We start from the raw sequence: 25,595 nt of genomic DNA, 5'->3' as shown, positions 1-25,595 counted from the left end.
TTTTCACATGCGCAAAATTGGGGCGTTGATCTTTCCGGGGTTTGAACTTCTGGATTTGTTTGGGCCAATGGAGATGTTTGGATTGCTGCCCGAGCAATTTGAGCTGGAACTGATTGCCGAAACCACGGGGGCGGTTGTGAGCGGTCAAACCCTGGCGGCCCATGCGACGCATGATCTCAACGCCACACCGGATTTCGACATTCTGTTTGTTCCAGGCGGCCGAGGTACGCGTGCCGAAGTCCACAATACCAAGCTTCTGGACTGGATACGCAGGGCGTCTGATCAAGCGGAATTCACGCTGTCGGTTTGTACCGGTAGTGCGTTGCTGGCGCGGTCGGGGGTGTTGAACGGGCGTCAGGCCACAACCAACAAACTGGCGTTTGACTGGGTTGCGCAACAAGGTCCAAAGGTTGATTGGGTCCACTCAGCCCGATGGGTCGAAGATGGTCCCTTTATAACATCCTCAGGCGTGTCTGCGGGCATGGACATGGCGCTTGGAGCCATTGCTCTGATGCACGGAGATGAGACGGCCGAGAAAGTTGCGGGATGGGGCGAATATATCTGGAACAAGGATCGTCATGACGATCCGTTTGCCAAATAAACACAGCAGGTGTTTGTGCCAACGGCCGAAGAAAATCCCGCTCCTCTGACCGTCTTACCACAAAACCGCGAACTATTCCGACCGATGTTGTAAAATAACGGCTTGTCCCCATAACCAATACAGGATGTGGTTGCTTCTCGGTCTGTTTGTGACAAAGGCGCATCGCCTGCCAGAGCGGACCACGCTCTCTTGTCTTGAACATTCTACGGCTCCCCCACCTTGCAAGGTTCTGATATTTTGGAAGATTTCCGATGTTGTCGCACTGGACCCAATTGCTATGGATGAGGGGTGGCAGGACTGACCATGGTTTGCGGCCAGATAAGGGTGCAGCATGGTCTCGATCAAGCATCTGCAAAGGACTTGGCAGCTGACGTAGCGGCTTTGGCAATGCTGCCGATGAGCCGTGTTTGAGCGACGTGATACACTGGCGCTAAACCGATATGACGCGCGGGTGCCCCTGACCTGAACACCTATGTTTAGCCAAGAAGATGATGTCGTCCGGGTCTGTCGCGCGCGCGACAATACAGAGCTGGCTGTGATCGGTGTGACGGGATCATGCCCCACAGCCTTGGCGAGATGGCGCAAAAGCAAGTGTCGAGTTGCTAAGCATCGGGGTCAACTGCGCCGAGGACAGCGCGCGTAATTCTTGGCATTGCTTGCCAGCGCATCGACGCAGCAAGGCTTTGATGCGCGCCTCGAACAACAAGCGTCCACTACTCTGACAGAGCCATCACGTCAGGATATGGGGCAAGTTTATCCAAAGCGGCCAAATAACGATTGCACTCTTGTCGCTTACATAATTCAAGCGTCCATGGTGCAACAACACGTTCAAAGGACTTCCCAATGACGCAAGCAGACGACGCCGCAACAAAAGTTCACTATATCTGCCAGACATATGTGGAACATAAGTCCGGACGTAACGGGCAAGCAGGCCTGAAGATTGGAAAGCAATTTCAATATTCAAACGCAGCAGAAGCCCAAAACAGAGCCGAACGCGAAGCCTTGTCCGAGGCGTGCGCAGGTGCTGATGCTTATATGATTAGTGAAGACCCAAACAGTGGCGAAGTTGGACCACCTAACTTTCTTGTCAGGCTCGGAAACGTCCCGGAATTTGATGATTTCTAGGACTTTACGAGGGGCCTAGGGGCCGACATGGAATGTCATCAATTCTGGTTTTCATCAACGATGGGCCGTCAGCGAAGACGGCCCGCGGCTTTAGATTTCAATGGCTTCCGCGATGGCAAGAGCATCCTCAAGCTCAACACCAAGATATCTGACGGTGCTGTCCATTTTGGTGTGCCCCAACAAAAGTTGGACTGCGCGCAGGTTGCCCGTTTTCTTGTAGATCTGCGTCACCTTCGTGCGGCGCATCGAATGTGTGCCGTATGCACTGGCTTCCAAACCGATAGAGACGACCCAGTCGCGAACAATCCGCGCATACTGACGCGTCGAGATGTGCAGGCGTTCGTGGAAACGGCCAGGCCAAAGATACTCCGAGCCGATCATAAGAGGTTCTTGCATCCATCGTTCGAGCGAGGTTCTGGTGCCTTCGGAAATCTCGAAACGTACGGGTTTCTGGGTCTTGCTTTGCAGCACTGACGCACGTTCTTTGATCCGCCCGGATGCCATCACATCGACGACTTTCATTTTGACCAGATCACAGCCGCGCAGCTTGCTGTCGATGGCCAGATTGAATAGCGCCAGATCACGATGGTTCTCGGCGAGTTCAAGTCGAACCCTTATCGCCCAAACATGTTTTGGTTTTAGAGGTCGTTTCTGGCCAACAATCCGCCCCTTGTTCCAGGCAGGCCGCAGAGCGCGAATGGCGGGTAAGTTTGATGTTTGCATGAGAGATCCTCCACTCCACCACTCCCTCCCACATCGACAACCCGATGTTGACCATGCCATGATATCACAGGTTGCTGCGCCTAAATTGATGTCGGCAGTGAGCCCAAAGTTACGGATGCTGCAGGTAGCACGAAAGTCGGCTTTTAGAATTTCTCGTTTACAGAGAGCACTGCCCAACTACTAAGTCGATTGTTGCGGATCGAGAAACGTAAGTCTCGTTTTCGCCAACCTTCGGGCCATAGAAATCGATTTGTAGTTTCAGAAAGAAACTTCGGGCGCATCCTCTATTTGCATCGAAAACTCTAATAAGTCTTTGAGACGAGAACTGCAAAAGTCAGGAACAATCGTGAGGAAGTCGTCCTCAGAAGCAATGCGACTACCCGGAACGTACACCACTATCCCATGTAATGTTGCTCCTTCATTGTTAGTCTTTTCAAAGAATCCCAACTCAATCGAATTCCAATCCAGCTTGATGTCATCAGCAACTGCTGGGCTGGTGCAGAACAAAACCAAAATTGCGATGGCTGCGGAAAGATATTGCGTCATGATGTCCTCAGCTTTAATAAAATGACCTGCATGCGCTCAACAGTTGGAACTATAACACCATTTCAGTTCAGGAACCAATTGCAAAGCCATATTTAAGGGTGGGGTAGGAACGCATTTTCTAAGCTTTCAAATTCTGACGTTGGCACTGCAGTAATAAACGACAGTTCTGGTCTACCCTGCCGCCCTTCGATACAAAAAGTCGTCGTTTTGACTCGCCAAATTTTTCGGATACTGGTCTGAGCCCAAAGTGTCCAATTATAGCCAGTTAGACGGACGCATTGCATGATGATTAAAAGAGTCAAACTTCGGAAAATGGCATGGGTAATTCATGCTCTACTAAGGCGGCCTTGTAGTTGTTCTTCAATGTCCAAAGTGAGTTCCTGATTTCATTCAGTTCTTCATACGCCGCACTGCTGCGATCTATTTTTTTCAATGCAATATCAAAATTTTGGCAAAGTCCATGCAGAGTGTCTCCCTGCAAGAGAACTCCGGGGAACTTTCGCTCAGGATGTCTAAGAACTGCTGCATTGGTTGTGTCGGAGTAGATTTCGACCAGCTCTTCTCGCATAATATTTGTTTCCCTCGCTCAAATTGAATACTAAGACGCATCCTACGTAGAGACAATAGAGTAAAGGGCGACAAGTCCGCTCAGCCGGCATTGTAACTTAAAATTAATTAGTTTTCAGCAAGTTAGTCGTCAATTTGCTGCTTTGAATGCAAAAGTGCGTGGTGCCGAAAATTGCCGTCGAGGTCAGCCATCAGGCGAAAGTTAACTTAGCGTAAGATCAGAAACTAGTTCCGGCTTCGAGCAGGTTGAATGACGTGTTGTAACGGTAAGTTGTTCCGCCTGAATCGGAAAGTAAATCTCGACAGGTGTCAAAATCGTCCTCACTTACATTAGGAAACAACGTTTTTGCCTCCAATGCCATCAACTGCATCACACAAGTGAAACCTTCGCCCTTAATCGTGCCGCCGACTGCGAACGGCTTCATTTGGATGTAGGTGATCTTCCACGTTCTCGCCAAAAGCCCAACTTTAGATACAGAGGCGGCGTATAACTCTCCAGGTGTGTCCTCGTTGCAGGTATCACCACAACGTTGCCAGTGTTCAGGTAATTCATCCATAGCGTCAAAGGAGTAAAGCGAAACGAGCACCGTGTTTGCTTCATTCTCGTCATCTGGGCCAAAAACAACCAAATCCAATCCGTGAAAATTAGAATATTCTTGAAGCTTTTTCGCCATGTATGTGGCATGCTGCCCAATAATGTAGACCTCTTGCTTTCCGAAGTTTATTTCGGTGAAAGCTTCGGTCTTCGATCGGTACAGAGCATAATAATTATATGCAGGCAGACTGGCCGCGGCTGCAAAGATGGCAATGCCGCCCAAGGCGACGCGTTTCTTTCGCACAATCGAGCCTCCGTCGGATTTTAGTTTCTATTGGTGGTATCGCTGATCCCCTTCTGAAACAAATAACGTAAGCCGAGGGCGGACTTCGTCCGGTGTGTATTTAATACGCTCCGGTAAATTAAAAAGCGTCCCGAAAAAATGGCTATGACGACGATTGTTTTAGCCGTGGTAGTCCTTTTAGAATGTTGTGATGGACGTCTCGGTAAAACTCTGTCCGCTAATAACCTGACTTTACCCAATCAAGCTTGCTGGATGTCGGCGTGGTGTTCATTCCCTTTGGTTTAATGGTAGCAACCTGTACCAAGCGGGTGATCTTGGGCGCGAAAGCGTGGCGGTCTGTGGGGCATTCAGGTGTTGAGAACGAAATCCTTCAGGGATTGCATGACTTTGCTTAGGTCACGTTGCAGCGTTGCGAAGTCAGAGGTCTTTTCCCGCGTGACTTCGTCCATATATAGCGCTCGGTTCAGCTCGATCTGAACGCTGTGGCGGTTTTGGGCTGGGTTGCTGTAGGCGCGCACCAATTCGGCGCCTTTGAACGGGATGTTACGCGCGACGGAGTAGCCAAGGGCGGTTGCGGCATCGCAGATACATTGTGCAAATGCCGGGTCGCAGCTCGTGCCGTCACGGTCACCGATGACGAAATCGGCGCGTCTTGTCCCCGCTGGATCGGGCGACAGCGCGTGGCCATAGGCGGGCATGGAGTGGCAATCGACATGATAGACCCGGCCCTGAGTTGCATAGGTATGGTCAAGCAACGCCTTGAGCCGGTTGTGATAGGGGTGCCAATAGGTGTCGATGCGGTGCGTCATTTCGGCGACCGATATCGGGCCGTTGTGCATTAACGTATCGCCCCAGGCGTATTTCCACGCCAACCCCATGCCACGTTCTGCTGCCGGGCTGGGCCTCGCGGGATAGGGCCAACCCCCTGCAATCATGGATAGATCCACGTCATCCACCGCCCGATTCACATCCAGATAGCTGCGCGGAAACTCTGCAACCAACAGCGGTGCGCCGATGTCGGGCGCCCCCGAGAACAGCTCGTCCACATAGGTATCAGTGGCCAGCCGGACCGTCGCCGCATCCACCGCCGGGGTGAAATCATTGGGCAGCGTCACGCCGCTATGGGGGCTGTCAAAGACCAGCGGACCCATGGGCGTTTGCGGAGCAACCACATGCAGCGTGCCGGGGATCGCTTGTAATAAGTCTTGCGGAAGGGTCATTTCGGGCCTCCATCGGCGCAGGCCGCGGCAAAGGCGGCTGGGTAGGAAATGTCGGGAATGCCGACAAAGCCGTCTGCGCCACGCCCGATCATTGAGGGTGAGCCAAAGGGCCGCGGCATCACGGTGGTCTGCATTGGTGTTACCTCGCCAATCGCCTGCAATGCGGCGATTTCATCGGTAGTCATGTCCACATCGGCGACGATCCTGCCATCCGGCCCGCGGTGAAGGCGTGGGCGGTGTGCGGCCTCGTCTACATCAAGCCCGGCGCAGAGATGCAGGGCGATATATTGCGCCACCGAAGGCACAATCATGCTTGCCCCCGACGCCCCAACGGCCAGCACTGGCGCGCCGTCTTTGGTGACGATGGCAGGGCACATGTTGGAATGGGCATAGGCCTGCGGTGTCATCGAGGTGGTGCGACCGGGGCGTGGATCATACCATGCCATGCCGTTGTTAAGCATGATCCCGGTCTTGGGGGACAGCGCACCTGCCCCGAAGCGGTTGAACAGGGTAAAGGTGATGGCGACAAAGCGTCCTTCGGCGTCGACGGCATTGATCTGGGTGGTACTGCCCGTGGTGTCGTTATCGGCGGGCACGGCGGGTTTCACCGCGTCCTCAAACCCATCGGAAATGGCCCGTGCCATTGCGGTAAAGAAGCTGGGTGAGACGAGGCCGTTCCCATGATAGCCTAGGAATTTGCGCATCGTTTCATGCAACCGCGCCCCGGCGCTTGTGTGGCCCGCAGTGTGCAGCTGATGATCGCCAAAGGCACTGGATTTTGCGGGGTATTTCAAAGGTTGATAGGCGGCCAGATCACCCAGCGTGATGCCATTTCCGCCTGCCTCAAGGTCGGCGACCAGATCGGTGGCGGTTTGGCCGGTATAGAACTCATCGGGTCCATTCGCGACCAACCGCGATAGGGTTTCAGCAAGGGCGGGCAACGCAAGGGTCTGGCCGGGATGCGGAATATGCCCATTGGGCAGGAAGACACTGCTTAGGCCAGGATCGCGGCGGATCGCTTGTTCGGCGAGGGCGATGGCCAGCGAGGTGTGCCAATCGACGGTCATTCCGGCACGGGCACGTTCCAGTGCCGGGGTCAGCGCGCGGGCAAAAGAGATGCTGCCAAAGCGGGTCAAAGCCGTCGCAAAGCCCCGCACACATCCGGGGATCGCCGCCGAGGCGAACCCGCGTATATTGTTGTAACCGCGCGAGATCGCGTTGCCATTGAAGAATAACGCGCCGCTGGGATCGGGGGCATAGGTGTCGGGGTCGATGATGGCGGGCAACCGACCGGTGAATTCGATGGTTTCAACCTGACCGTCCGGCAGTGCCACCAGCATATAGCCGCAAGCTCCGAGCCCTGACATCCAAGGTTCGGCGGTCTGCAAGGTAAAGGCGGCGGTGACGGCGGCGTCGATGGCATTGCCGCCCTCTTCCAACACTTGCACACCGGCCTGCGAGGCAGCGTAATGCTGAGTGGTGACAATGCCTTTGCTGGACCGCGCGGCGGTCTTGCGGCGCTCCCAACGTTCGACACGGGCGGCGTTCAACATGTCAGGCGTCATGATCCACCTCTTTCAGGGCGCGTTCAACGATTGCGATCGCAGGGGCCGGAGGCCGGTCCGCCGGAGCTAGGTTTAGGAACGCAGTTGTTGCTGCCTCGCGCGCGATGGCCTCGCGCGCGACGGCCGAGGCTTCGGCACGGGGGAGGACAATAACGCCGGTATTGTCAGCCATCACCACATCGCCAGGCAACGCCGGGACGTTGCCAATCGCCACCGGCACGTTGAAGGCCCCGCCAATATCGGTGACGCGTGTGGTCAATGCAGTCACTCCGCGCGCCCAGATTCCAAGATCCACTTCGGCCAGCTCCTTTGGGTCGGTGCAGGGGCCATCGACCGCCACGCCAACCGCGCCGGATTTGGCGATCCGCGATGCCACACCGCCGCCCAGACAGGCGTAACGATCATCGCCAAGACGATCGACCACCAGAAAATCGCCGGGGCGCAAGTGGTTCAATGCGTAATGCAGCATGACCCCGTCGCAGGCTGGCAGGCTCACAGTGACGGCGGTGCCGACAAGGGTTTTGGGGCACGGGTTGATCGCCGCGATCCCGCGATCGACAAAGCCGCGGTGTCGCAGATGGCCAATGGTGGCCAATTCGACGCCCGACAGTGCGTCGACCAGATCGGTGGGCAACGGTGGTGGCATCTCGGCGACTACATATTTACTTACCAAGGGTCTGGTATCCTTTAAAATCTCAACATGGGTCTGGCGTTAGCCAAAGACCCGCGTGGCACCGGGAACAGCGGCCAAAAGCGCGCGGGTATAGGGTTCTTGCGCATTTTCGAAGAGCTGGTCAGGGGCACCGGTTTCGACGATTTTGCCCTTTTGCATGACGCAAATCCGGTCGCAAATCTGGCTGGCAACGCGCAGATCATGGGTGACGAACAGCATTGCAAATTGGCGTTCTTGCTGAATATCTGCCAGCAGTTCGAGTATCTGCGCCTGCACCGACACATCCAGCGCCGATACACTCTCGTCGGCGATCAGAAGATCAGGTTGCAGCGCCAATGCGCGGGCGATGCAAATCCGTTGCCGCTGGCCGCCGGAGAACTCATGCGGATAGCGCTCAATAGCGCTGGGCTCCAAGCCAACGGCCGTCATTAGGTCGTGGCTGATCTTGGTGGCCTCGCGCAGGCTGGTGCCGTGAATGATCGGGCCTTCGGCGATGGCATCGCCCACCTTCTGACGCGGATCGAGCGCGGTATAGGGGTCTTGAAAGATGATCTGAACCTTGCGCCGGGCGGCGCGTAGATCTTTGTCATTCAGGGCCAGAAAATCCTGCCCGGCGATGTGTACCTCACCGTGGCTCGGCTCGACCATGCGGGTGATACATTGTGACAAGGTGGTCTTGCCAGAACCACTTTCGCCAACGACCCCAAGGGTTTCGCCGCGATGGATTTTGATGTTGGCCCCGACAATGGCCTTTACCTCGCGGCGGGATTTTTTGAAGAATCCGCCGGTGCGATAGGTTTTTGCCAGATCGTTGACCGCAAGAACCGGTGCACCGCTGACCGGGCGCGCGGCGCGGGGGGCAAGTTTGGGAACGGCGGCCAAAAGGCCCTTGGTATAGTCGTGCTGTGGGTCGGTCAGGATTTGCTCACGCGGGCCAACCTCGACCAATTGGCCATAGCGCATCACGGCAACACGGTCGGCGATTTCGCTAACCACGCCAAAATCATGGGTGATGAACAAAATGCCGGTCTTGTGGTTGTCGCGCAGTGCCAGCATGAGCGACAGGATTTGCGCCTGTGTCGTGACATCCAGCGCGGTGGTCGGTTCGTCCGCGATCAGAACGGCCGGGTCCAGCGCCAGCGCTGAGGCGATCATCACACGCTGGCATTGCCCACCCGACAGTTCATGCGGATAGGCGCGGAACATCTGTTCCGGGTTCGGCAGATGGACCTCTTCGAATAGCGCCAGAACCTTGTCGCGAATAACCGCTTTGGACAGGTTGGAGTGCGTGCGAATGGTTTCTGACACCTGCGCGCCAACGGTATAGAATGGGTTAAGTGAGGCGATGGGTTCTTGAAATACCATCGAGAGTTTTGACCCGGTTAGTTTGCGCCGGGCTTCTGGGCTCAGCTGTGTCATATCTTGGCCGTCGAACCGGATGGCGCCGCTGGTTTTGCCCATCTCACCTTTGAGCAACCCCATGGTCGCCATCGCCGAGACCGATTTGCCCGATCCGCTTTCGCCAACAAGGCACAGGACCTCATTTCGGTGCAAATTGAGGGTCAGATTTTCCACAGCATGCGCGCGGTCAGCCCCTTTTGGCAGGGGCACGCTCAGTCCATCCCACTGCAAAAGCGGGGTGGGCGTCTCAGGCATGGGGAAGGCGGTATCTGGATGCAGAGCGTTCATATCTGGCAGGGGTCCTGGGTTTTCAGATGCGCCACAAAGTCGGACAGCAAAGCGACGATATGTTCGACAATCTGCGCGCCCTTTTCTGCCGAGGAGAATGAGGGATCGCCGCTTAGGATGCCGGTCTCATTGGCGTCACGGGCAGATAGGGGCATGTTGATGGTGCCGGTGCCAAATCCGACACCGCGCGGGCCGCGCGTGGGCAGGCCAAAGGCGGTGCCATTCGGAGCCTTTTCCACCCGGTCAAGGTTCACTTGATCGGGAAAGAAATGCATATAAACCGAGGTCATCGGATCGGCCCCATGGCCCCGCGCCGCCGCCGCGTTCGGCCCATGGATTTTCTGCCATGTGGCGGCGTCAAGGCATTGCCATATGTCGACCGAAGTCAGGTAAACACCGCGTTCGCGTTGCAATTTGCGCATCACCTCGTCGATCAGGAAACTGTTGGTGGTATGGCCGTTGACGATGATCAGACGGTTTACGCCATGATCCAAAAAAGATGTCGCAACGTCTTCGACCAAAGACTTGAAGGTCTGGGTGCGCAGTTGGATTCCCCCGGCAAAAGCGCCAAAGAAATCGGCATAGCCAAAGGGAATGGTCGGCGCGACGATCGCCCCCGACCGCTTCGCCGCCAGGTCGGCGACGTTCCGGGTTAACCGGTAGTCGCCCATCGGGGCATGTGGCCCTTGTTCTTCCTGACTGGCAAAGGGCAGCAAGACGACCGGATCTTCGGCCATGGCCTCTTGGAACTCCAAAAAGCTTTGTTCGCTTAAGCGGTGGGATCGGGTCATCTTGGTGCGCCTTTTGCGGGATCAGGTGAAGCGAAGGTAATCGCCGTACATGCGCATCTCGCCCGAGGACGGTGCCCATTCGATGCCGGTGCGATGGGCAAAGCTGAACAGGCGTTTCCACATGTACATGCCCGGCGTGACGTCCTGCCATTCTTTGGACAGCGCCAGATAGGCGGCGCGACGTTCTTCAAACTCAACAGACTTCACGAATTTCTCGCCCAGCTCGATGAACTTGTCGGTGGGTTTCAGCACCTTCCAATCACGCGTGGCACGGGTGGATTTGGGGTTCCAGTCAAGCCAGAGCGGCTGATACGGGTCGCCCGGAATAAAGGCCGTGCCGTTGGACATGTTCAACAGGTGGAAGGGACGCTGATAGGCAAGCGAGAAGTTATCGACCACCATCATTTTCACATTGATCCCGATCTCGGCCCATTGGGCGACCATGATCTCGGCGGCGGTTTCATAATTGTCATAGAACCCGCGGGTGATGTGCCACAGCAGCTCTTGCCCGTCGTAATCGGTCTGCTCGACCAGCGCGCGGGCGGCGGCAGGGTCATAGGGATGCGGGTCGACCATATCGGGGTCGTAGAAATCGCCATAATCAGGGAAGTTGAACGGAATGGTCGGGAAGAACGTTTCGTCTCCGAACAGAGCTTTGACGATGCTATCCATATCAACGCCCTGGATCATCGCATGGCGCAGGCGCACATCGACCAGCGGGTTATCGACCGGGTCGGGCAGCGTGTTAAAGGCGAACATCACGTAGTTGGGCGCGGTGGTGTTCACCAGCTCGACATTGCCATAGCCGCGCACCTGTTCCTGCTGATCAAACGGGACGTTGACGGCGAAATCATAGTCGCCCGCAACGACACCGGCGATCCGGCCAGCATATTCCGGCACAATCCGCCACTCCAGCGAGGCGGCCGGGGCGGGAGCCCCCCAATAGTCGTCAAACGCGTCCATCGTCATGACTTCGCCGGGGCGGAACAGCGTTACTTTGTAGGGGCCGGTGCCAACGGGCATCTGGCCAAAGGCGGCTTCGCCGACCTCCAGGTAATGCGCCTTGGGCACGACTTTGGCCTGTGGGCCAGACAGCTTTTGCGGCATGTTCGGATCAGGGGAATCTGTTTCGATTTCTAGCACATAGCGGTCAACCGCTTCGACGCGCACAAAGTTCGAGGTATAGATAGCGCCGCGCGGCTCATAAGCATCGTCTGCGCGATAGCGTTCTTCGGACAGGGTAAAGGCGGCGTCCTCGGCGGTCATTTCTTCGCCGTTATGGAATTTGACACCCTGACGCATATTAAAGCGCCAGACATTGCCATCGCGCGACCAGCTTTCGGCCAGTTTCGGTGCCACCGTTGCGCCGGTGGGATCGTTGAACCAATCAACTTCGGTGAACGGCTCGTAAAAGTTGATGTTGATCCGGTTGGCGGTGGTCGACAGGCCGTTCATAGGCGACATGGTGCGCCACAGGTTATCAACCGCGATGCGCAGAGCCGGACGTTCCTGCGCCAACAGAGCTCGGGGGGCCGACGAAACGGCCACTGCTGTCGTACCCAGAAGGTACTTGTGTAGTGTGCGGCGTGTAATCATTGGTAGTCCTCCACTGTTTTTATGGTTAAGTGCGACGCGTTTTGAGCGTCGGGTCGAACTTGTCGCGGAGCGCGTCACCGACGACGCCCACCGACAGGGTGATGCAGAAAATCAGAAAGCCGGGGAACACAGCGATCCACCAGGCCGAGCCAAGGTAATCGCGCCCTTCGCCCAGAATCTGGCCAAGGCTGGTGTCGGGCGGCTGGACCCCAAGCCCTAGAAAGCTCAGCGAGGTTTCCAACAAGATGATCGCAGGCACAGTCAGTGTGAGCTGGACAATCAAGGCGCTGGCGATATTGGGCAGGATGTGGCGGCCATACAGCCGGGCCGAGGTCGCCCCAAGGGAGACAATGGCGGTGGAATAGGCCTGTCGTTTGGCCGACAGCACAAGACCACGGCTCAGTCGGGCATATGTTTCCCAGCCGTACATGCCCATCAGCAGGATGAACAACGGCAGCGAGTTGCCAAAGAAGGCCAACAAGGTCAGGGCGATGAGGATGAACGGCAGGGAGAGTTGAATATCGACGATCATCATCAGAATGTCATCGATCCAACCCTCAAAATGGCCAGAAATAAAGCCGACTGCGGTGCCGACAACTGCGCCAATGATCGTCCCCAAGAGGGCGACGCCGACCGACATTTGCAGCCCGACAATCAACCGCGACAGCAAATCCCGGCCCAGCCGATCTGTGCCCAGCAGGAATTCTGACGTGCCATCTTGGGTCCAGGACGGGCCGGTTAAGCGCTCCAGAAGATGTTGTTTATAGGGGTCATGTGGCGCTGCATAGGGGCCAAGGATGGCCAGAATGGCAACGATAACGAGAAAGCCTGCGGCAATGGCGGTGATGGGGTTGATGCGCCGGGTCATGCGGATTTCCTCGTGCGTGGGTCAAGCAAGCGATAGGACAGGTCCACGATCAAATTGATCAGCACCATGGCACCGGCGATGACAAAGACCAGCGCCTGCACCACCGCCAGATCTTTGGAAGAAATGGCGCTGATCAGCAGGCGACCAATGCCCGGCCAAGCAAAGACGGTTTCCACCACAACAGTGCCCGCAACCAAGTTGCCAAGGATCAGCCCCATGATGGTGATCACCGACAGGGCGGCGTTTGGCAGGGCGTGGAAGATTGCGCGGCGGGTCGGGCTGATGCCCTTGGCTTCTGCCGCCAACATGTAGGTTTTGGACAGCACCTCTAGCATCGCCGAGCGGGTGAACCGCGCCAGAATGCCGGCCAGTGTCAGCCCCAGCGCAAAGGCTGGCATGATGATATGCGCCCAAGAGCTTGCCCCGGAGGCGGGCAACACCTGCAACACCAGTGAAAACAACAGGATCATCAGGATGCCCAGGAAAAAGTTAGGCAGAGCAAAGCCAACAACCGAGATCACCATGATCGCCCGGTCAAACAGTGATCCGCGATACAGGGCAGCCAGAATGCCCGCAGGCAGACCGATCAGGATGGCGAAAATGTAAGACACTGCGCCCAGCCACAGGGTGTAGGGGAACCGCTCGGCGATAACGTCAAACACTGGGCGACCATCGCGAAAGGAAATCCCAAAGTCGCCGCGCAGTGCGTTGGCGACATAGGTGAAATACTGTTCGATCAGTGATTTATCGAGATTCCAGCGGGTTCGAAACAGCTCGACTTCGCGATTCGTAGCATCCGGGCCAAGCATGGCAACCACCGGATCATACGAGGTTCGCAGCACGATAAAGGTCAATGTGACCACCACAATAAGGGTCAGTGACATCCGAAATGTGCGTGTGAGCCAGAACTCCAAATTCGTTTCTCCAGGGTCAATTTCATCTTGTTGACTTTGAGCCTAGGCAGAATTTTGAGACGCAAAAAGGTTGTAGTGGGTATAAAATTATGTGTTTTTAGATATGAATGACTGAGAACCACATCCTCGACTCAGCGACTGATCGCAAAAATTTCGGAGCGAACACCATGCAAGCCAATATCGAAATCCGCCATCTGAGATACTTTGCGGCCCTCGCACGCGAATTGCATTTTGGCCGGGCCGCCGACATCATTGGCATCTCGCAAGCCCCCTACAGCCAGCAGATCAAACAGTTGGAAGACCGCCTTGGCACGCGGCTGTTTGAACGCACAACGCGCCGGGTTTCCCTGACCGAGGCTGGGGCGAAATTTCTGGAATATTGCGACGATATTTTGGCCACTCTGGACGAAGGCGTCAGCCATGCCCGTGCGGCCAGCAGTGAAGAAGGCGGGCGGCTGCGGGTTGGGGCGATCAGGATTGCCGCGAGCTATATACTCCCGTCTGTCCTGCGTGCGTTTCGTCGCAAGTACCCCGCTGTAATCGTTGAAGTTTTCGGGATGACAACCGGCCTTCAACTGCGCAAAATGGAAGCCGGAGAATTGGATATAGCGCTGATCCGGCCTGCCAGTGTACCAGGGTCTTTCAAGGCCGAATTGATCTGCGAAGAAGGCCTCTGTGCGGCGCTTCACAAGGACCATCCACTTTGCCAGAAAACCAAACTGGAATTGGCTGATCTGGACCAGCAACCAATGGTACTGTTCAAGGACACCGTGGGAACGGATTACAGCATTGCATTGCGTGCGGCCATTCGGAAGCACGACGTATCCCCGAACATCATTGGCGAGTTCACGGACACAATCGGAGGCGTTTGTTTGGTTGGATCCGGGGCTGGAATTGCCGTGTTGCCAGAAAGCACCCGCTCGTCGATCAGCCAAGACGTGGTCTATCGCGAAATCAACGTGCCAGAGGTGACCGCAAAACTGGTTATGGTCCGGCCCGACCACTCAGCCGGGCGGAAATTTGATGACTTCGCAGCGCTTGTAACACAGGCATGTGCCTCCACCGAACTATGGCGGGCCCCTCCGACACCTCTGGATGACATCAACCTGTGATGGTCTTTGATCAGGGGCCGGGGGAGCGATTGGGGGTCCCCAAATGGGGCGCTTGTCTGCTTAACTGTCCAGCAATTGTTCAATCACCTTGCGGGTGGACCGCGTCATGCTGACTTGACCAAAGTCGTTCAGGTCGGTGAGGTTGGGGAACATCGACAGGAACAGCGCACGCATATTGTGCCCGAGGTCCTGACCGATGGATTTGCCGGGATGGTAGGTTTCCATCTCAATGCCGCCAACGGTGATTGTGGTGTGGTCGCGCACCATCAGGTGGTACATTTGCACGGTGCCGGCCGGGGTGATTTCCAGAAAACGATCGCCATCGGTGTAATCTTGGACCGGGGCAAGAACCGCGTCCTGTCCCAGCAGCGCGCGCAGCTTTTCGTGGCGCACAACCATGCGGGCACCGGGGCCAACCATCAGGTCAAAGGCCGGCTTGCCAAGACCAAAGGCATCGCTGGTGATACGTGTCAGATGGCTGAGCGAGGTGGCGGTGTCATTGCGGCCCGACAGGGTGGTGGGCACATAGGTGGTCGAGCCGATCCACGTCACGGGCTCTGCCCCATTGGCGGTTTGAATGTAATCGCCGGGCAGCAGATCTTCGACGGCGACAGGGCCGCGCACGGTTTGGATCAGAGTGCCGCGGGCGAAGGCACTGGCACAGTCTTCGAACAGAGGGGACGCAGGGGCCACATGTTGGCGAAACGAGACAGTCAGGTCAGGCAGGAGGGCCGCACACTCATATTTGCGCATGAGAGAGGTTGCGCGTTGAGGTTGCGAGTCCAGTTGCGCATTCCCAGAAGGAATGGGTGCGGAGAGAGCAGTTTGCATACTGGAGGTGCCGTGACGGAGGCTGGACATGTGATCACCCTTTACTCAGGTCGGTCACATTCGTGCTGGCCCCCACCAACAACGACAAATGGACGATTGCGTTTCGCGTTTCGTTGAACACGAATAGGCCGCAATCGAAGGGGATCGTCAAGATTAGGGCGTTTTTGCCCCAAGCGGCGGGATCAATCCCCGCGGAATCGAAAAGATTGTCACGAAATCATCAACGAAATTGCCACATTTGCCGGTCTGGGGAGGTCTAGAGCGGCGATGTCGTGGCAATTTGAATAGAATCAGGCAGAGCGCAATTGGGCCTGAAGGGCCGCTCGGCGGCGGGCTAGGGTGGCTGTCCGTGTGGCACCGCGTTCCCATGGCATTTGGGTTTTGGTGTCTTTGGCGGTCGCCACGATAGATTTGATGAAACGGGTGTTGGTTTTCATCTTGGTCTTCATCGGTCGTCTCCGGGGCTGCTCGGGTCATTTGAGGCGATTTATTCGCCTTTGTTTCAAATGATACTGACCCCGGATTTGGGCAGACATGTGACCAAGGTGGGATAATACCGCGTCAGTCGCTCTATTGTTTCCGAATAGATCGCATCAGATGCGGATGGTCGAAATCAAGCGGCCATAATCGGCCTCACCCGCGTGGGTGGCGCGGCGATATGAGAAGAAGCGCTCTGGATCGGAATAGGTGCAATGGCGGGTCCATTCGGCCTCAACCCCGGCGGACCGCAGCTTGTGTAAACCATAAGAGGGAAGATCAAACTGGGCGCGATCCCCTGTGCCACCAGCAAAGAAGCGACTGTTATCTGGGTCTTCCATCAGGAAATCTTCGAGAAACTCGGGTCCAACTTCATAGGCGCGCTGGCTGATCGAGGGGCCAATCACGGCCGTGATGTTTTCGCGCGTTGCACCAAGGGCGATCATGGCGTCAATCGTGGCCTCAAGCACTCCATCGCGCGCGCCTTTCCAACCAGCATGGGCCGCGCCAATCACTTGGGCCTGAGCGTCGGCAAACAGAACCGGTTGGCAATCTGCAGTCAGGATCGACAGGGACACGCCGGGCGTTGCGGTCACCAAGGCGTCGGCCTTGGGTTTGTCGTCTGGCAAGGGTGTTTGTGAAACGGTAAGCACATCGGGCGAATGGATTTGGTGAACCGAGGCCAATTCAGTGATGGCCACCTCCATAGCGTCGGCGACGCGGGCCCGGTTGATGGCCACGATCTCGGCCTGATCTGACGATCCGACCCCGCAATTGAGACCTTCGAACACGCCAGAGGAGGCACCGCCTTTGCGGGTGAAGAAGCCGTGTCGAAACGGGGCCAAAGCATCAGAGGTGATGATTTCCAACGTCATTTATCGTATCCCGGAGGCAGCGGAGCGCCCTTGGGAAAGAGCGCGAGTGTTTTGAACAACGAACCCATTTCTTGCGGATGGGTCAAGCGGCGATGTGCCAAAATATGCGATTCAAGCGCCGGGCCGTCCAATGTTTTGGCAAGCGATTGGGCGCGGGCCGTGATGCCGAGCCGTTCGAGAAACACGCCCTGCGGGATGAGGGTGCTGTGGGTGATTTCGGATGCGGTGCCCGTCGTGGCCTTCATCGCCGCTTTGGCGATGGCTTCGAAATCCACATGGGCAGTCAGGTCGGCCTGACCGGGATTGTCGAACGGGTCCACAGGTTTGTGGTTTTGCAGGGCTTGGAACGTATCACCGCGTGATTGCCAATCGCCATAATCAAAGAACAGCGCCGCGCCGCCATGCGCAGCAATGCGGCGGCTGATCTCTGCGGTGATCGGTGCGGCAGGGGCGCAGGTTTCGACGATTTGGCCTGGTTCGGTATCGTCGAGGCGATGGTCAAGTGCTTGGATCGGGGCCGGATCTGAGAGGCCCGCGACCAAGGCGTCGTCGACCAAGGCCACCATGGTTTCGCGCCAGCCTTTGGGATCACGCGTGAATTGCCGGATCGGCAGCGCGTCAAAAAATTCGTTGGCGACAAGGAAAAGCGGGGCCTCGGGCAGAGCGGCGATGGTGTCGGGCCATGTGGGGCTATGGTCGCACAGCCGCTGTTTTTGCGCGGCGCGCAGGGTGGGGGAGGCTTCGATCAGATGCAGATTGGCGGCGGCGTGAAAGCCGGGCACCGATCTGGTGGCGCGCAGGATGTCGGCCATAAGGGTGCCACGTCCGGGGCCGATTTCAGCGAGGGTAAAGGCGCTGGGCGCACCTTGATCGATCCAGGATTGTGCGAGGCAAAGGCCGATGAGTTCGCCAAACATCTGACTGATTTCTGGTGCGGTGGTGAAATCGCCCTCCGCGCCGAGCGGATCGCGCGTGGTGTAGTAGCCGTGATCGGGATGCAGTAAACATTGGGTCATATACTCGGCCAGGGTGATCGGGCCAGAGAGGCTTATTTGCCGCGCGAGGATGTTTTTTAGTGCGCTCATGTGGCGACCTTGTAGGCATGCCGTGTGGCGCGCAGGATGAACCAAATGCCGATTGCAATCATGGGCAGGGTCAGGGTTTGGCCCATGGTGAGTCCATAGCCATCAATGTGGTAGGCGAGGCCAAGTGGGTTGCCGGGTGACTGGAATTGCGCATCGGGTTGGCGGAAGAATTCGACAAAGAAACGCGCGGCACCATAGCCTGCAAAGAAAGTTCCAGCGAGCAGGCCCGGTTTTTTGAGGGCTCCGCGTGTGATCAGCAGCAGGACAATAAGACCAAGGGCGAGGCCTTCTAGCCCGGCTTCATAGAGTTGTGACGGGTGGCGGGCGCAAAGCTCGCCAAGCGGTTGGCCGCAGTTTTGCGCGTGGTCACCGGGAAAGATCACACCCCATGCGACATCGGTTTGACGGCCCCATAGTTCGGCATTGATGAAATTGGCAATCCGGCCAAAGAACAGACCAGCCGGGGCGGCGAGGGCGAGCATATCAGCTGTGGGCAGCTTGGGGATATTGTTGCGGGCGCAAAAAATCCAAGCGGCAACAACGGTGCCCAAGAAGCCACCATGAAAGGCCATGCCGCCCTGCCAGATGAACAAGATTTCGGTGGGGTGGCTGAGGTAATAGCCGGGCTGGTAGAAGAGCACATAGCCCAGACGCCCGCCGATAATTACGCCAAGGATGATCCAGGTGAGCAGATCTTCGATCTGGGCCGGGGTCATTGGGGGCTGATCGTCTTTCCATAGGCGCGCGCGTTTGACCGTCATGACGGTAAAGCGCCAGCCAAGCAAAATGCCTGCGATATAGGCCAACGCGTACCAGCGTAGTGCGATGTGAAAGCCAAAGAGGTCTATTGAAAAGAGCTCAGGCGAGAGGGGCGGGAAGGGGATTGCTGCCAACATGCGTCCTGTTGCCTCTGGATTTGGGGGGAAGTCAAGCTTGTGACTTGCCCAATTGCGCACCATATATAGGGCAAAGCGGTGTCGGAAAAACTTGAATCACGTAACGCTGCCTGAAATCGGAGATTTCAACGCGCTGCGTGATGCCTGTGTCATTTGGATTTCGCGAAACGCTAGGAATGTAACGCCGGAGTGACCTATGCAAAGCCGCAACAAGGTATTTGAAGATATTGGCCAGCTGATGACCAACGCCATGGGCGTGGCGCAGGGGGCAAAGACCGAAGCCGAAAACGCCATGAGTTCGATGATGGATCGTTGGTTGGCAGATCGCGATTTTGTGACGCGCGAAGAGTTTGATGCTGTTCGGGCGATGGCGCAAAAAGCGCGGGAAGAAAATGAAGCGCTTAAGGCGCGTCTGGATGCGCTTGAGGCTGCGTCTAAGTAAGTATGGAGGGTGACGTTCGTCCTGCGGACATCACCCCACCCGCCATCCCGCTTTGGGGTGGTCAGGCCGTTATGCCAGTAGAACCAAACAGGTGATGCTGCTGACGATGAGCAGGCAACCTAATATTTCCGTGCGATTGATCCGCTCTTTGAAAATGAAGATGCTGGATCCGAAGCTAAACAGCATCTCGATTTGAGCCACAACTTTGACGAGCGCTGCTTGTTGGAGTGTGAAAGCCGCGAACCATCCAAAGGTGGCTGTTGCCCCGACAAAGCCAACGGCCAAGGCTGGCTTCCAAGCCTGTCGCATTTTGAACAGATCGCCGGGGTCTTTGACAGACATGAACACGAGCATCACCACGGTTTGAAACGTGATGCCGATGACAAGTGTCGTGGAGGCCTGAACGACAAAAGCCTCAGCCGTGACGCTGCGGGCGGCGGTTTGAAAGCCAATAGCCGCCAGGCCAAACAATGTTCCCGCCCCGAGACCAATGAGCGCGCTTTTGCTTGTGATGGAGGTCAGCAGATTGCGCAGGGTTATCTTGGTGTGCGCAACGGAAATGAGCATGACCCCCACAACCGCGATGCAAATGGAGACAATGGCTCCGCTGGAAAACTGGGTTCCAAACAGGACAAACGCAAAGATTGCGGTCTGCATCGGTTCGGTTCGGGAATAGGCATTTCCGACCGCAAAGTTGCGCAGCGAAAACAGGTGAACCAACAAAAAGGTTGCGCAGATTTGTGCGAGGGCACCGACAATCAGCCAAATCGCGAATGTTGCGGACAGGCCCGGTAGGTCATAGCCGACACCCCAGATCAGCACAGACCAGTACAAAAGCGCAAAAGGAAGTCCGAAACCAAACCGGACAAAGGTTGCCCCTGTTGTACCCAAGACCCCTTTGAGGTGCTTTTGCAAAGTCGATCGCAGATTCTGTAGAAACGCCGCTGCGATCGTGATCGTTATCCAAAGCTCCATGAGTCACACCGTTGTCAAAAAGGGGAAGGGTGACCCGTTTGGAGCCCCGGTCATGTCAGGATTCGATCATATCCACGCGCGTGGCGTGGCGGCCACCTTCGAATTCGGTGGCCAGATAGGCATCGACAATATCAAGCGCAAGGCCTTCACCGACGACACGGGCACCGATGGACAACATGTTTGCGTTGTTATGGGCGCGGATCATACCGGCAGAGAAAGTGTCGGAACACACGCCGCACCGAATGCCGGGCACTTTGTTTGCCGCCATCATGATGCCTTGGCCTGTGCCACACAGGATAATGCCCAGCGCGCAGTCACCAGATGCCACCAGCTCGGCGGCGGCTTGGCCGTGCTTGGGGTAGTGGGTGCTTTCGGGCGTCGTTGGGCCGATGTCGACGGGTTCCCAGCCTTGGGCTTTGATGTGGTTGGCGATGGTTTGGCGCAGCTCAATGGCGGCATGGTCGCTAGAAAGGGCGATGCGTTTGTTGGCGGTCATTGTGGTGTCCGTTTTGGCAGGTGATCAGGTGGGAGGATCAGGATTTGGCTAGGATGGTTTGGCTGGGATGATTTGCTGAGCGATACCCGCAAACAGTAGATAAATCGAGGTGATATTGAGCCCCCAATGCGCCCAGCTTTGCGGATGAAAATCCACCCAGGCCGCCCAGCCGGCAAAGAAGGTCCAAGCCAGAGCCATGGGGAGAGACAAGTTGCGCCAGCGCATGGTGCGGGTGGGGTGGATGAATTTCAGTGGCAAGAACATGGCGACAGCCAAGACAGTGACCAGCGCGAGGATGATCCAGAAATCAGGCCTGAGCGCAAAGAGCACGATGACCAGCATATTCCAACAGCCGGGAAAGCCTTGGAAGGAGTTATCGGCGGTTTTCATGCGGTTGTCACAGAAATACATGGCGCTGGCAAAGGTGATCACGATGATTGCAAACCATCCGGTCCACCCCGGCAAGAGGCCCGATTGGAACAAGGCAAAGGCGGGAATGAAGACGTAGGTCAGGTAGTCGATGATCAGGTCAAGCAACACACCGTCAAAGCGCGGTGCGTTGGTTTTGACATTGTATTTGCGCGCCAAGGGCCCGTCGACGCCATCGACGGCAAAGGCCACAACCAGCCACAAAAACATCAACGACCACTCTTCGCGGGCCGCTGCCAACATCGCAAGCATGGCAAAAACGGCACCGGTGGCGGTGAAGAGGTGAACGAGGAGGGCGCGGGTCTGAACTGTCATGTCCCCGTCATGAACGAAATCGTCGGTCGGCGCAAACAGGCAGTTTCACCTTGTCGCGCGCAGTGTGACGTGGCACAGGTGGGCAACTCTCAGGGCGGGGTGAAATTCCCTACCGGCGGTATGCAGCATATGCGAGCCCGCGAGCGGCCCGGTTTTGCCGGGTGTCAGCAGATCCGGTGAGAAACCGGAGCCGACGGTGAAAGTCCGGATGGAAGAGAGCGGACAAGGAACGTGGCCAATGGCTGCGCGCCTGTGGTCGTGATCGCCTTGGGTGGATGTGTCCAAACGAAGGAGATAACGATGACACACACCCGATTTGCTTTTGTAAAGGCCGCTTGGCATGCGGATATTGTGGATCAGGCCTTGGCCGGGTTTTGCGACGTGATTGACGCGGATCTGGTTGATGTTGTGGATGTGCCGGGAGCGTTTGAAATGCCGCTCATCGCGCGTGATTTGGCGGCAAGCGGGCGCTATGGCGCAGTTGCTTGTGCGGCTTTGGTGGTTGATGGCGGGATTTACCGGCACGATTTTGTCGCCCAGGCGGTGGTGGACGGGCTGATGAGGGCCGGTTTGGATACTGGGGTGCCCGTGTTGTCGGTGTCCTTGACGCCACATCATTTTCAGCCAACGGACCATCACATTGGCATCTATCGCGATCATTTCGTGACCAAGGGGCGCGAGGCGGCTGAGGCGGCTTTGGCGGTGATCAAAGCCCGCGAGGCGATCAAGCTGTAAGCGCGGTTCAACGCTGATGATAGGTCAAGGCGCGCGAGATAAAGAGCCCAAGAGGGGCTTTGGGCACTTTCGCGCCTTGGTCAAACAACAGAGCGCGGGTGCCGTCATATCGAAAACCGTTTGGAAACTGCGCTTGAAAATCCGAAATCAATCGGGTCTGGCAATGCACAAATAGCCCAGAGCCCCCGGATTTTGGCACGCCCAATCGTAACGGCGTGCCCGATTTGGTCTGGGCTGTGTGGTAGGATGGCTGACCCCATTTCAGGGTTTCTTCGATCGCACCAACCCCCGGCGTGTCCGCCGCAACGTCCAAAATCAACGTCCTAAGCGCGACGAGTTCCGGGCGAACCCCCGCTGGGAATGCATCGAATGCAGCGGCAACTTGGGCCGTGGGAAAACCTTGGGTCATGCGCCCAAAGTGTTTGCAGTTGGGCGGCATGACAAGGGGGTGGCATGATTTAGACAGCTTTTAACCAGTATGAGACCTAGGTTAGGCCAACAGCTGTGTCCCTCTTGTGCCGGTAATGGTGGCGCGGACGATTTGGCCGACAGGCTGCGCGGCCTCAAACTGTACTTCGGTGAATTGCTCAGTTCGGCCCATTGTGGCGGATTCCATCAAGACCTGATGGGTTTTCCCGAGTTGCGCCGCCAAATGAGATTGCACACGACTGTCGCCCGCAGCGCGCAGTTTGGCAGCGCGTTCCTTGATCAGTTTGCCGTTGACCTTGTTGGGAATCTTGGCCGCCGGGGTGCCTTCCCGCACGGAGTAGGGGAAGACGTGCAGCCATGTGAGGTCGCAGTCATCGACCAGCTTGAGCGAGTTTTCGAAATGCGCGTCGGTTTCCGTTGGAAAGCCTGCGATGATGTCCGCTCCAAAGGTGATTTCCGGGCGAAGCTTGCGTGCGTCTTCGCAGAATTGAATGGCGTCATCGCGCAGGTGGCGGCGCTTCATTCGTTTAAGAATCAGATCGTCGCCATGTTGCAGCGACAGATGTAGATGCGGCATCAGGCGTGGCTCGGAGGCGATGGCAAGCATGAGGTTGTCATCTGCTTCAATCGAATCAATCGAAGAGATGCGCAGGCGCGGCACGTCAGTCAGGCGCAGAATACGCATGACAAGATCGCCAAGGCGCGGTTCTCCGGGGAGATCGCCGCCCCATGAGGTAAGATCGACACCGGTGAGAACAACTTCGTTGTAACCCTGCTGAACAAGGCGTTTGATCTGATCAACCACAACACCGGCGGGCACAGAGCGCGAATTGCCGCGACCATAGGGGATGATGCAAAACGTGCAGCGGTGATCACAGCCGTTTTGCACCTGTACATAGGCGCGGGATCGGGTGCCAAACCCGTCAATCAAATGCCCGGCGGTTTCAGTAACCGACATGATGTCATTCACCTGCACCGGTTCAGATTCGCCGATGAAATTGGGGCCAAGGCCGTTCCAGGTCTCGGGCGACATCTTTTCGGTGTTGCCGATGACGGTGTCGACCTCTTCCATCGCGGCGAAACTGTCGGGATCGATTTGCGCGGCGCAGCCTGTCACGATGACTTTGGCGTCCGGGTTTTCGCGGCGCAGGCGGCGGATTTCCTGACGGGCTTTGCGCACCGCCTCTTGGGTCACGGCGCAGGTGTTGATGATCACGGCATTGTCGACCCCGGCCTGTTTGGCCAGATCCTTCATCGCTTCGGTTTCATAGGCATTGAGCCGGCAGCCGAGCGTGGTGAACTTGGGGGGCGTGTGGTTTGAGGTCATGAATTCGCCCTCAGCCAATTGGCGGTGAAAGCCCCGTCAAAGACATAAGATGTGCCGCCGGTCATCCAAACGCCGTCGTCTTTCCAATCAATGTGGAGCGTGCCGCCATCTAAATCAATTTGCACAGAGCGGCCCGTCAGGCCGCGTCGCGCAGCCGAGACGGCGGTGGCACAGGACGAGGAGCCAGAGGCCAGTGTCACACCGACACCGCGCTCCCAGACCCGCATGCGCAGGTGGTCTTTGCCGACGACGCTGGCGAATTGCACATTGGTGCGCTGAGGGTACAGCGGATGATGTTCCATATCCGCGCCGCGCGCTGCGAGATTTATGGCCTCGGCATCCGGGACAAAGAAGGTGCAGTGCGGGTTGCCCATGCCGGTGGCGCTGGGCGCACCGTCAATCGGTAGCGCGAGCGTGTCGACATCTTGGGCCAGCGGGATTTCATCCCAATTGAGCTGGGGATGGCCCATGTTGACCGAAACCAGACCATTGCCAGCATCTATCGTCGGCAAAGTTCCGCGATCTGTGGTCAAGGTCAGGTCGGTCGCACCAGATTCGTCCATCAGGTAACGGGCAATACAGCGGGTGGCATTGCCACAGGCCGCCGATGTCGAACCATCCGAGTTATAAAACGTCAGATGCGGCGTGCCCGCCCGCAGGGTGATTTCGGCCAGCTGATCGAATCCCACACCGCAATGGCGATTGCCAATGGCGGTCACAAGCTTAGCGGACAACTCATGCGTGCGAACGCGGGCGTCGATCACGACAAAGTCGTTTCCGAGTCCGTGCATTTTCATGAAAGGCAAGCTGGTATGGGGATTCTGCTGTGTCATAGGGGGCATATAGGCAGATCGACGTCCAAAAGGAAGCTGCGCAGAACAGGCGGTTTCAAAGAAAAATGAAAAAGGTTCAAAAAGGTTGTGTTTCGGGGTTGACCCTAACCCCCCTTATTTCTAGAAGGCCCCTCACAACAGAGTGGGCCGTTAGCTCAGTTGGTAGAGCAACTGACTTTTAATCAGTTGGCCGCAGGTTCGAATCCTGCACGGCTCACCACTTTTTCTATACCTTAGATGATCGAGGTCCCTTGCTGAGGGAACTTGGCGCTTTGGCCGCTGGGTTTGATGCCAATGCGCCGGTTTCCGAAAAACATGCCCATTCAACAGTTTAGGTGAAACCTTCTTAGCCCTGGGTGCGTGTGAAGGGACATTGGGTGATGAGGGCGGACCTTCGGCCGACAGAGCATTGACGGCCTCTTTTGCAGCGACCCATTCGGACGGTTCGGGGCCAAGGGCGACTCCTAGTTATGAGCGAGCCTGGTGAGGCGCAGCCGGGCAAGACTGGTGCAGGGCGTTGTGATGCCTAGGGCATAACCAGCACTATTATTGACGAGGGGGTATTGGGCTGGGCATCTTGGATCAGCGATTGTGAACCCGGCAGTCAGGTAAGCGAAAACG

28 protein-coding genes, 1 tRNA gene and 1 riboswitch are annotated in these 25,595 nt (G+C 56.8%); of the genes, 6 read left to right on the top strand and 23 right to left on the bottom strand.

Annotated features, from left to right (window positions below; all coding sequences use genetic code 11):
• The first annotated feature begins 7 nt into the window (after positions 1-7).
• Positions 8-601: a DJ-1/PfpI family protein gene (locus tag ACRBB0_RS10230; protein ID WP_431374334.1), complete on the top strand. Its 594-nt coding sequence runs from the start codon at positions 8-10 to the stop codon at positions 599-601.
• Positions 602-1,444: 843 nt separating this feature from the next.
• The gene (locus ACRBB0_RS10225) at positions 1,445-1,726 is read left to right on the top strand and encodes a hypothetical protein (RefSeq protein ID WP_431374333.1); all 282 of its coding nucleotides are present in this window, start codon (positions 1,445-1,447) and stop codon (positions 1,724-1,726) included.
• A gap of 90 nt (positions 1,727-1,816) precedes the next feature.
• On the opposite strand, the gene ACRBB0_RS10220 is transcribed toward ACRBB0_RS10225, so the two are convergent.
• From ACRBB0_RS10220 to ACRBB0_RS10165, 12 genes are all read right to left on the bottom strand, one after another.
• On the bottom strand, positions 1,817-2,449 hold the full coding sequence (locus ACRBB0_RS10220) for a tyrosine-type recombinase/integrase (RefSeq protein WP_431374332.1): 633 nt from the start codon (positions 2,447-2,449) through the stop codon (positions 1,817-1,819).
• A gap of 258 nt (positions 2,450-2,707) precedes the next feature.
• Positions 2,708-2,995 carry a hypothetical protein gene (locus ACRBB0_RS10215; protein ID WP_431374331.1) on the bottom strand — a complete coding sequence of 96 codons (288 nt, stop codon included), beginning with the start codon at positions 2,993-2,995 and terminating at the stop codon, positions 2,708-2,710.
• A gap of 298 nt (positions 2,996-3,293) precedes the next feature.
• Complete coding sequence (locus tag ACRBB0_RS10210; protein WP_431374330.1) at positions 3,294-3,563, bottom strand: DUF6959 family protein; 270 nt, start codon at positions 3,561-3,563, stop codon at positions 3,294-3,296.
• Positions 3,564-3,780: 217 nt separating this feature from the next.
• On the bottom strand, positions 3,781-4,401 hold the full coding sequence (locus ACRBB0_RS10205) for a hypothetical protein (RefSeq protein WP_431374329.1): 621 nt from the start codon (positions 4,399-4,401) through the stop codon (positions 3,781-3,783).
• A gap of 347 nt (positions 4,402-4,748) precedes the next feature.
• Positions 4,749-5,621: an N-formylglutamate amidohydrolase gene (locus ACRBB0_RS10200; protein ID WP_431374328.1), complete on the bottom strand. Its 873-nt coding sequence runs from the start codon at positions 5,619-5,621 to the stop codon at positions 4,749-4,751.
• On the bottom strand, positions 5,618-7,186 hold the full coding sequence (locus ACRBB0_RS10195) for a gamma-glutamyltransferase (protein WP_431374327.1): 1,569 nt from the start codon (positions 7,184-7,186) through the stop codon (positions 5,618-5,620). Before ACRBB0_RS10195 ends, ACRBB0_RS10200 begins: the two co-directional genes overlap by 4 nt.
• On the bottom strand, positions 7,176-7,859 hold the full coding sequence (locus ACRBB0_RS10190) for an RraA family protein (protein ID WP_431374326.1): 684 nt from the start codon (positions 7,857-7,859) through the stop codon (positions 7,176-7,178). The genes ACRBB0_RS10195 and ACRBB0_RS10190 overlap by 11 nt, the downstream gene beginning before the upstream one ends.
• Before the next feature lie 39 nt (positions 7,860-7,898).
• Positions 7,899-9,548, bottom strand: a complete 1,650-nt coding sequence (locus ACRBB0_RS10185; RefSeq protein WP_431374325.1) for an ABC transporter ATP-binding protein — start codon at positions 9,546-9,548, stop codon at positions 7,899-7,901.
• Positions 9,545-10,339: a creatininase family protein gene (locus ACRBB0_RS10180; RefSeq protein ID WP_431374324.1), complete on the bottom strand. Its 795-nt coding sequence runs from the start codon at positions 10,337-10,339 to the stop codon at positions 9,545-9,547. Before ACRBB0_RS10180 ends, ACRBB0_RS10185 begins: the two co-directional genes overlap by 4 nt.
• A gap of 21 nt (positions 10,340-10,360) precedes the next feature.
• A complete protein-coding gene (locus ACRBB0_RS10175) occupies positions 10,361-11,935 on the bottom strand; it encodes an ABC transporter substrate-binding protein (RefSeq protein ID WP_431374323.1) in 1,575 nt (524 codons plus the stop codon).
• Positions 11,936-11,960: 25 nt separating this feature from the next.
• On the bottom strand, positions 11,961-12,803 hold the full coding sequence (locus tag ACRBB0_RS10170) for an ABC transporter permease (protein ID WP_431374322.1): 843 nt from the start codon (positions 12,801-12,803) through the stop codon (positions 11,961-11,963).
• Positions 12,800-13,717 carry an ABC transporter permease gene (locus ACRBB0_RS10165; protein ID WP_431374321.1) on the bottom strand — a complete coding sequence of 306 codons (918 nt, stop codon included), beginning with the start codon at positions 13,715-13,717 and terminating at the stop codon, positions 12,800-12,802. Before ACRBB0_RS10165 ends, ACRBB0_RS10170 begins: the two co-directional genes overlap by 4 nt.
• 107 nt (positions 13,718-13,824) lie before the next feature.
• Between ACRBB0_RS10165 and ACRBB0_RS10160 the strand changes: the two genes are divergently transcribed.
• The gene (locus ACRBB0_RS10160; protein WP_431374320.1) at positions 13,825-14,829 is read left to right on the top strand and encodes a LysR family transcriptional regulator; all 1,005 of its coding nucleotides are present in this window, start codon (positions 13,825-13,827) and stop codon (positions 14,827-14,829) included.
• A 60-nt stretch (positions 14,830-14,889) separates the two neighbouring features.
• On the opposite strand, the gene ACRBB0_RS10155 is transcribed toward ACRBB0_RS10160, so the two are convergent.
• From ACRBB0_RS10155 to lgt, 5 genes are all read right to left on the bottom strand, one after another.
• Positions 14,890-15,582 (bottom strand): Hint domain-containing protein, encoded by a 693-nt coding sequence (locus tag ACRBB0_RS10155; RefSeq protein ID WP_431374319.1) that lies wholly within the window; start codon positions 15,580-15,582, stop codon positions 14,890-14,892.
• A gap of 368 nt (positions 15,583-15,950) precedes the next feature.
• Entirely contained in the window at positions 15,951-16,109 is a 159-nt protein-coding gene (locus ACRBB0_RS10150) for a hypothetical protein (RefSeq protein ID WP_431374318.1), read from the bottom strand.
• 144 nt (positions 16,110-16,253) lie between these two features.
• Entirely contained in the window at positions 16,254-17,012 is a 759-nt protein-coding gene (pgeF, locus tag ACRBB0_RS10145) for a peptidoglycan editing factor PgeF (protein ID WP_431374317.1), read from the bottom strand.
• Positions 17,009-18,097 (bottom strand): class I SAM-dependent methyltransferase, encoded by a 1,089-nt coding sequence (locus tag ACRBB0_RS10140; RefSeq protein WP_431374316.1) that lies wholly within the window; start codon positions 18,095-18,097, stop codon positions 17,009-17,011. The genes pgeF and ACRBB0_RS10140 overlap by 4 nt, the downstream gene beginning before the upstream one ends.
• Complete coding sequence (gene lgt, locus ACRBB0_RS10135; RefSeq protein WP_431374315.1) at positions 18,094-18,993, bottom strand: prolipoprotein diacylglyceryl transferase; 900 nt, start codon at positions 18,991-18,993, stop codon at positions 18,094-18,096. Before lgt ends, ACRBB0_RS10140 begins: the two co-directional genes overlap by 4 nt.
• Positions 18,994-19,189: 196 nt before the next feature.
• Here lgt and ACRBB0_RS10130 point away from each other — a divergent pair, with 196 nt between their 5' ends.
• On the top strand, positions 19,190-19,435 hold the full coding sequence (locus ACRBB0_RS10130) for an accessory factor UbiK family protein (RefSeq protein ID WP_431374314.1): 246 nt from the start codon (positions 19,190-19,192) through the stop codon (positions 19,433-19,435).
• 69 nt (positions 19,436-19,504) lie between these two features.
• Here the strand turns inward: ACRBB0_RS10130 and ACRBB0_RS10125 are convergent, their stop codons facing one another.
• Genes ACRBB0_RS10125 through ACRBB0_RS10115 form a run of 3 tightly spaced genes read right to left on the bottom strand, consistent with a single transcriptional unit; the run spans position 19,505 to position 21,650 of the window.
• Positions 19,505-20,410 (bottom strand): hypothetical protein, encoded by a 906-nt coding sequence (locus ACRBB0_RS10125; protein WP_431374313.1) that lies wholly within the window; start codon positions 20,408-20,410, stop codon positions 19,505-19,507.
• A 55-nt stretch (positions 20,411-20,465) separates the two neighbouring features.
• Positions 20,466-20,906 carry a ribose 5-phosphate isomerase B gene (gene rpiB, locus ACRBB0_RS10120; protein WP_431374312.1) on the bottom strand — a complete coding sequence of 147 codons (441 nt, stop codon included), beginning with the start codon at positions 20,904-20,906 and terminating at the stop codon, positions 20,466-20,468.
• Positions 20,907-20,954: 48 nt separating this feature from the next.
• Entirely contained in the window at positions 20,955-21,650 is a 696-nt protein-coding gene (locus tag ACRBB0_RS10115; protein WP_431374311.1) for a CDP-alcohol phosphatidyltransferase family protein, read from the bottom strand.
• Between the two features lie 81 nt (positions 21,651-21,731).
• A riboswitch (FMN riboswitch) is annotated at positions 21,732-21,874 on the top strand.
• 43 nt (positions 21,875-21,917) lie between these two features.
• On the opposite strand from ACRBB0_RS10115, the gene ACRBB0_RS10110 reads away from it, so the two are divergent.
• Positions 21,918-22,385: a 6,7-dimethyl-8-ribityllumazine synthase gene (locus ACRBB0_RS10110; RefSeq protein ID WP_431374500.1), complete on the top strand. Its 468-nt coding sequence runs from the start codon at positions 21,918-21,920 to the stop codon at positions 22,383-22,385.
• Positions 22,386-22,392: 7 nt separating this feature from the next.
• Here the strand turns inward: ACRBB0_RS10110 and ACRBB0_RS10105 are convergent, their stop codons facing one another.
• The 3 genes from ACRBB0_RS10105 to dapF all read right to left on the bottom strand — a co-directional run bounded on the left by ACRBB0_RS10105 (position 22,393) and on the right by dapF (position 24,983).
• Positions 22,393-22,794 (bottom strand): DUF1801 domain-containing protein, encoded by a 402-nt coding sequence (locus ACRBB0_RS10105; RefSeq protein ID WP_431374310.1) that lies wholly within the window; start codon positions 22,792-22,794, stop codon positions 22,393-22,395.
• 81 nt (positions 22,795-22,875) lie between these two features.
• Positions 22,876-24,141, bottom strand: a complete 1,266-nt coding sequence (gene mtaB, locus ACRBB0_RS10100) for a tRNA (N(6)-L-threonylcarbamoyladenosine(37)-C(2))-methylthiotransferase MtaB (RefSeq protein WP_431374309.1) — start codon at positions 24,139-24,141, stop codon at positions 22,876-22,878.
• Complete coding sequence (dapF, locus tag ACRBB0_RS10095; RefSeq protein WP_431374308.1) at positions 24,138-24,983, bottom strand: diaminopimelate epimerase; 846 nt, start codon at positions 24,981-24,983, stop codon at positions 24,138-24,140. Before dapF ends, mtaB begins: the two co-directional genes overlap by 4 nt.
• A gap of 135 nt (positions 24,984-25,118) precedes the next feature.
• On the opposite strand from dapF, the gene ACRBB0_RS10090 reads away from it, so the two are divergent.
• Positions 25,119-25,194 (top strand) — tRNA-Lys (locus ACRBB0_RS10090).
• Positions 25,195-25,595: the final 401 nt, after the last annotated feature.

This window comes from Pelagimonas sp., from assembly GCF_050633425.1.
Classification (GTDB): domain Bacteria; phylum Pseudomonadota; class Alphaproteobacteria; order Rhodobacterales; family Rhodobacteraceae; genus Pelagimonas.
The sequence above is the reverse complement of the archived record's forward strand: the minus strand, read 5'-3'. Positions and strand labels throughout refer to the sequence as shown.